Raw genomic sequence first — 992 nt, 5'->3', positions numbered from 1 at the left:
CCCAAAACAAAAAAACGAGCTAAATTCAAATAAATAACCGTAGAGAGATAATAATTTTATTTTGGGAGTCCTTTAATCTTAGCTTGATGGTGATGTGGCGGTACCCCCTTTTATCAAAAAAAGGGTATCGTAATGGGAGCATCAATAATTGACTACGACAATAAGGTAAGATCGCTTCTGTCAGGAACAAGTAATTTATTATTAGTATTCCCTTTCTTTAAAATTCCGGATGTCCTATTGTATACTTAGGTTTTACTGGTCCTTTCATGAACCAGAGAAGGCTAAAAAAGAATTGTTGGAATATTTCGACGATTGGTCAGACGATTTAAAAAAATATATTTTATGTGCGAATGGAGAAATAATCCCTAGAAGAATCTATATGCTCCCTGTGCATCACCGATGGGAAAATAGATTTGGAGTTACGCTTATCGGTGATGCCGCTCATTTAATGTCTCCTTTTGCTGGTGCTGGAGCAAATTTGGCCATGCTGGATGGCGCAGAACTAGCGCTGTCCATCATTAATCATTCTAATTTGGATGATGCAATTAAAATCTATGAAGACAAAATGTTTGCATACGCTGGAGAAATGGCAGCCATTACTCAAGCTAACTTAGATATGTTTTTCTCAGACCGTGCAGATGAAAAATTGGAGGAGGTTTTTCGTGATATCCAGCATTGATACATTAAAATTTGCGCAGTAGAATTAGTAAAAATATTTTGTTAGTTGTAGAAAGTAGTATTTAGTAGAGAGACATAGTGTTTTATGTCTCTCTACTTTTTTAAACATCTTTTGTAGATTTGAAATAAAGTTATGATGTTTATTTATATAAAAAAATAGGAAACAATGATTCTAAATCATTGTTTCCATTTAAGAAGGTTATTTGGTACGTTAAAATATGAATAGACAACATGTCAGCAACATAAAATTTGGATAGATCCTGTTTCATGATTAAAATAAAATGAAATTTTAATACTAATTTGTGTTTATAACA

Annotated in this window: 1 protein-coding gene; it reads left to right on the top strand. The window is 32.7% G+C overall.

All coding sequences use genetic code 11. From position 1 onward, the window contains the following. The first annotated feature begins 388 nt into the window (after window positions 1-388). On the top strand, window positions 389-679 hold the full coding sequence (locus tag ABWK52_RS24860) for an FAD-dependent oxidoreductase (RefSeq protein ID WP_233276719.1): 291 nt from the start codon (window positions 389-391) through the stop codon (window positions 677-679). Window positions 680-992: the final 313 nt, after the last annotated feature.

It is taken from the genome of Bacillus sp. AP50, assembly GCF_040492675.1.
Classification (GTDB): Bacteria; Bacillota; Bacilli; order Bacillales; family Bacillaceae_G; genus Bacillus_A; species Bacillus_A cereus.
The sequence above is the reverse complement of the archived record's forward strand: the minus strand, read 5'-3'. Positions and strand labels throughout refer to the sequence as shown.